Here is a 6,294-nt window from a genome sequence, read left to right on the forward strand (position 1 = left end):
ACGGATGAGTGTGGTCTAGAAACCGTACATACTCAAACTATAACTGTACAGGACACAACCGCCCCTACTTTTGTTGAAGCGCTACCTGCTGATGCCACTGTGGAATGTGATGCGGTGCCTACTGCTGAAACGCTTACGGCCACCGATAACTGTGGTACTGCTACGGTAACTTTCAATGAAGTCAGAACCGATGGTGATTGTCCTTCCAGCTACTCCTTAGCTCGTACCTGGACGGCTACGGATGAGTGTGGTCTAGAAACCGTACATACACAAACTATAACTGTACAGGACACAACCGCCCCTACTTTTGTTGAAGCGCTACCTGCTGATGCCACTGCAGAATGCGATGCCATACCGGCCGCTGGAACCCTTACGGCCACCGATAACTGTGGTTCGGCAACAGTAACCTTTGGAGAAACCAGAACCGACGGTGATTGTCCATCAAACTATACATTGGAGAGAACTTGGACGGCAACCGACGAGTGCGGACTCACAACAACCCACACCCAGACCATTACCGTTGAGGACACGACGCCTCCTACAGGAACTGCTCCTTCTGATGCAAGTTACCAATGCATCAGTCAAGTTCCGCAAGCCGACCCCAATAGTATTGCAGACGAAGCTGATAATTGTTCAACACCTGTTGTTGCTTTTGTTTCTGATGTATCAACCACCAATTCCTGTTCTGAAGTTATTGCAAGAACCTTTAGTATAACCGACGATTGTGGTAATAAAACCTTATTAACTCAAACAATTACAGTTGAAGACACAATTTCACCAACAGCAAGCGTGCCAAACCCAATACAAGTTGAATGCATTGACGATGTGCCTTCCCCAAATATTAATATTATAACTGATGCGCAAGACAATTGCTCTAAACCTGTTGTTTCATTTATTTCAGATGTTAGTAACAGTCAATCCTGCCCTGAAACTATAATTAGAACTTATCGTGTTTCCGATGCTTGTGATAATTTTATAGATATAAAGCAACAAATAACCATTCAAGATAATACGCCCCCAACCGCAAGTAACCCGGCTACCACCCATCTAAATAGTAACGATGTGGTTCCCGCACAGGATCCAACTATTGTTATTGACGAAACCGATAATTGTGGAATCCCTAAAGTTGCTTTTGTTTCTGAAACAGCCAGCCAAAATGCTTGTGAAGAAGTACTAACCAGAACCTATCGGGTAACCGATGCTTGTGGAAATGCAATAAATGTAATTCATAAAATCGTAATAACAGATAATGTCTCCCCTACAACAAGTAATTTAGCGCCTTTACAACTAAACTGTAATGATAATATCCCGGAGCCGGATATTAGACTAATTACGGATGCTACTGATAATTTCACAACTCCAACAGTAGTATTCCTTTCTGACGTATCTGATAACCAATCCTGTCCCGAAACCATCATAAGAACATACCGAGTATCTGATGCTTGTGGGAACTTCACAGATGTTACCCAATCAATAATAATCCATGACACTATTCCTCCTACAGCCAGTTCGCCACAAAATACAGTAGTGACCGATACCAATAGTGTTCCTAAACCAGATCCTTTAGTTGTTAATAATGAAGCTGATAATTGCGGCATTCCTGTTGTTACTTTTATTGATGAGATCTCTAACAATGAAGTATGTAATGAAATAATTACCAGAACCTACCGTGTTACGGATGCCTGTGGAAATTATATCGATGTTAGCCATACTATCGAAATAAAAGATAACGTGCCTCCTACTGGTAACAACCCTACCGATACAATTGTTAGCTGTATTAATGATGTACCAATAATAGACCCAAATGTTGTTACTATTGTATCAGATAATAACGGAGCTTTCACAGTAGACTTTTTATCAGAAGACACAAGTACTAAAGACTGTAACGATGTTATTACAAGGGTATACCGTATTACAGACATTTGTGGTAATTACACCGATGTAAACCATAATATTTTCATAATTGATGATTTGATGCCACAAATGGATAATGACTTAGAAAGTGAAATCTATTTAAATTGCGCCATGGAGCCAACGCCTCCGGCTGTAACGTTTTCTGATAATTGTACGACTAGCGTTTCTGTAACTTTTAATGAAGAAAAATTTGTTATAGATGACGAAAACTATGATATTAAAAGAACGTGGACTGCGACCGACGAATGCAACAATTCAAATTCTTTTGAACAAGTAATACATATGAGTTCGCACAACGAAGCAACAACTACTGCTTTAAATGTGTGTATTAGTGATTCCGTTTTTGATTTAAATGACTTAGTTAACACAACTGATAATGGCAGCTGGTCTGGTTCGGACATAACTGTACTTGATGGGACGATATTCAATCCAGATACTATTCCGGAAGGCAACTATTCATTCTACTATACTGTAACAACCAATGCCTGCAAACAAATTGACCAATTTGATATCAATGTAAATGATGATTGTGTGGTGTATTCCTGTATAAAATCGACATCCGATGTTGATATCTCAAAAATCATAACGCCAAACAACGACTTACGCAATGATACATTTAATGTTGTTTATAGATTAAATGAAGCTATAGACGATTTAAGTACCTGTGATATTAGAATAAAGGTTCAGCTTTATAATCGCTGGGGAACAAAAGTTTTTGAATCCAATGATTATGATAATAGATGGCAGGGTAACGCTCCTAAAGGGTCTTATGGCAATGCCGAAAAACTTCCTACAGGAACCTACTACTACATAGTGGATTTAAAAAATAGTGGTTTAAAGCCAATTCAGGGATATATTTATTTAGGAACAAAATAACAACTAGTATGCTTAAAGAAATAAAAAAAACCTACCTACTGTTATTATTGTTTCCTATATTAAGTATAGGGCAACAGTTACCGCAATTTAGCCAATACATGTTTAACAGCTCCTCTATTAATCCAGCCTATGTAGGGAGTAGAGAGGCTATGGTTATTACTTTTTTAAATAGAAATCAATGGGTTGGTGTCAATGGTGCCCCCATAACACAAACACTTGCTGTAGATTCTTCTGTGCCAGGAAGTCATTTAGGTCTTGGCCTATCAGTTATTAAGGACAAATTGGGCTACGAAAACACAACTTATGTTTATGCCGATGCTTCCTATATGCTTATACTAAATGACTACTATCGATTTTCCTTTGGTTTAAAAGCTGGAATAAGTAAATACGGACTAGACTCCGATTTATTAATGGATCAATCTGCCGCAAGTGATGAATATCTGGATAAAATATTTAATAAATGGAAACCTAATTTTGGTGTCGGATTTTATTTAAGATCCGATGAGTTATTCATTGGCTTATCATCTCCTCGAATCATTAGCTATACAAATGAAACAGATGTCACCTATGAGGCCATTGAAAGAGCCAGTTATTATCTGGCTGGAGGATATCTGTTAAAATTTAATCCACAATTAAAATTTAAACCAACCATTATGCTAAAGTATACTAACGGCTCCCCTCTTTCATTGGATTTAACAGCTAATTTTCTTATTAATGAAGCATTATGGCTTGGTGTAGCCCATCGAATTAATGATGCTATGGGCGGTTATGTTAGTGTACAAGCCTCTCCTGCGTTACGTTTTGGATACTCTTACGAATTCAACACCTCCAATTTAAGGACTTACAGTTCGGGATCTCATGAGATTTTTGTCAGTTATCAGTTTGAACTTCCTAGACCTCGATGCAGCTGTCCCAATAATTTTTAAAAAATATCCTTACTTTTTTTTCAAATCTCTCGGAAATAATGTCAGTGACGTTTCTCCTTTATTTAAATCTTTCCAATCAGTAATGGGGAATTCAATAACAACAACACCACTAGTTGGGACATTATCTATGAATGTATTACCATAAGTGTTAGCGAACCAAGTTAAGCCGTGGTTATGACCGAAAACCATTAAAGTATCAATTGCTTTATCGCAACCTTTAATAACCTCTATAAGATATTGACCGTCAAAATCATACAAATCGTGTAAATACTCTATTTGCTTATCTTTTAAGTTTAACTCAGAAATAAAAATTTCTGAAGTCGCTTTGGTTCTTACTGCATCACTACAAAGAATTAAATCTATAGCCGATGTGTCAATTTTTAAATGATTCGAAACCATAATAGCATCATTTACACCTCGTTCCTTCAACGGTCTTTCATGGTCAATGACGTTATACTCCCACGATGATTTGGCGTGTCTAACTAAAATTAATGTCTTCATGTTTCTCGATTAAATGCATTTATTTTCGATAAAACGAATATTTTATCGATAAAAAGTTGTTTTTATCGATAAAATTCAATTTATTTGCTCTATAAAGCTATAGTCAATCAAAAATAACAATTTAACACAAAAAGAAATTCAAATTAATAAAAAATAAAATATTTAATTGATATGAATAGGTAACCGTTAAAAAACTAATATAACCCGATAAAAGGCTGAAAGTATACTTTTAATCGAATTTTTAAGTTAATGACCATTAAATTTTGAACAGTTTTAGATATATCTGTTCTTTTGTTTTACCTAAAAAATTTAAGTTATGACCCCAAATCTAATGTTACTTCTAAGTTTTAGTATCTATTAATTTGAAATAGATACTCTTTCCTCATTACTTTAAGAAAATTATTAGATTAGGGAATTTAGTAATAGACTATTAAATTCATACCTTAATTATTATTACAAACTGATGATAACCATTTTTGGCTTATGAAAACAATTACTCTTAAGAATAATTTGCAGAAAATATTTATTTGCTTGCTCTTTTTAGTAGGAACAAATATTTACGGACAAGATAATGATCCTTTAGAATGCATAGAGTTTATTGACTGTCCGGCAGATGATATTACTATTTGTGCTGATACTTACAATCCAGATAACCCTTCTGAGTGGGGTGCTATTCTAGAAACTTGGACTGTACCTACTGCAGAGCAGACATGCATTGATAATGGCTCAAATGGGAATTCCTTTTTCATGGATTTTACGCTAAATGAAGCCTTATTAGGTAAAGATTGTTGGGATTTTAATTATGTTCAACGTGTCGGTTCTAATGGTGGCTACCTTAAATTATTTTCAAGTCAAACAGGGCCTGATTCTTATATTACAACACCTTATTTGTATTTAGATACGAATGACCAAGCAACTATATCAGTTACCTATTCAGATGGTGATTATGTTTTAAACGTATACTATATAGATACTGATGGTGTACAATCTCCTCTTCAAGATTCAATTGATATTGATGTTTTAGGTGTAGGCACTCATGATAATTTGACGCTCGATCTTAATATCCCTGAAGATGGCTCTTATAGAGTAAAATATGAATTTGTTTACACAGGTTCTAAGCCTTCAGGTTCGAATTTAGCAGATAAAATAGGTATTGGAGGTGTTATAGTAGATGGTGATTGTACTGCCGGAATAGAATTTACCGTTTCTGGTCCTGAACCTCCTGAATTTTTATCTGTTGGTGATCATACATTAGTATATACAGCGACTTACACCGGTCCTGATGGTACTGTTTATACAGAGTCTTGTAGTTTAAACGTACACGTTGTGGACACACCTCCTGTAATTACATGTCCCCAACCTATAACTCAAGATGCAGATCCAGGTTTATGTACTGCAACCGTTACCATCCCTACACCTACAGCTACTGATAGTAATTGTGAAGGTACTGATTTAATGGCTAATTTAACTGTCACTTCTGTTCGTAGTGATGGTTTAGCTATCACTGACCCTTATCCATTAGGTGTTACTACAATAACATATACAGCCACCGATGATTATGGCAACACTGATACTTGTGAACAAACTGTAACTATAACGGGGGGTCCTAATCCAACATTTAATTCTCAGCCATCCTCTATCGCAGACATCAACTGTAATGACAACCTGCCTGTTCAAGAAACTTTAACAGCTTACGACTGTAATGGTCCTGTAGCAGTTACTCCTAGTGTGGACACTTATACCGAGGACCTTTGTAATGGTTATCAAATTACATATAGATGGACGGCTGGTTCTACTGAAGAAACGGTTACTTTTAACGTCTTGCCTGACACAACTCCACCTACAATTACTACTGTAGCTAGTAATAGTACGGTAGAATGTAGCAGTTCTAATGGCACTGAATTCTCTAATTGGTTAAATAATAATGGTGGTGCTATTGCTTCCGACCTGTGTGGTTCAGTGACTTGGACTAAAGTGGGTGATACTATTTCTGATGAATGTGGAATAACAGGTGCTGCTATAGTAACGTTTAGAGCAACTGATGAATGTGGAAACTTTAGTGAGACTACCGCTACCT

General features: G+C 36.4%; 4 protein-coding genes. 3 read left to right on the forward strand and 1 reads right to left on the reverse strand.

What is annotated here, in order from left to right:
* The coding region (locus ACB104_RS15960) for a T9SS type B sorting domain-containing protein (protein ID WP_370480347.1) at positions 1 to 2,790 on the forward strand (2,790 nt) is incomplete at its 5' end.
* An 8-nt stretch (positions 2,791 to 2,798) separates the two neighbouring features.
* Complete coding sequence (locus tag ACB104_RS15965; RefSeq protein ID WP_370480349.1) at positions 2,799 to 3,716, forward strand: PorP/SprF family type IX secretion system membrane protein; 918 nt, start codon at positions 2,799 to 2,801, stop codon at positions 3,714 to 3,716.
* 9 nt (positions 3,717 to 3,725) lie between these two features.
* Here the strand turns inward: ACB104_RS15965 and ACB104_RS15970 are convergent, their stop codons facing one another.
* Positions 3,726 to 4,217, reverse strand: coding sequence for a SixA phosphatase family protein (locus tag ACB104_RS15970; RefSeq protein ID WP_370480350.1), 492 nt, complete (start codon positions 4,215 to 4,217; stop codon positions 3,726 to 3,728).
* An 888-nt stretch (positions 4,218 to 5,105) separates the two neighbouring features.
* Here ACB104_RS15970 and ACB104_RS15975 point away from each other — a divergent pair.
* A partial coding sequence (locus ACB104_RS15975) for an HYR domain-containing protein (RefSeq protein ID WP_370480352.1) occupies positions 5,106 to 6,294 on the forward strand: 1,189 nt, incomplete at its 3' end.

Origin of the sequence: Tamlana flava (assembly GCF_041287255.1) — a bacterium.
In the GTDB taxonomy this organism is placed as follows: Bacteria; Bacteroidota; Bacteroidia; order Flavobacteriales; family Flavobacteriaceae; genus Tamlana; species Tamlana flava.

Coding starts and splice junctions, on each gene's coding strand:
- ACB104_RS15965 (WP_370480349.1), top strand. CDS start 2,799: ATGCTTAAAGAAATAAAAAAAACCTACCTACTGTTATTATTGTTTCCT.
- ACB104_RS15970 (WP_370480350.1), bottom strand. CDS start 4,217: ATGAAGACATTAATTTTAGTTAGACACGCCAAATCATCGTGGGAGTAT.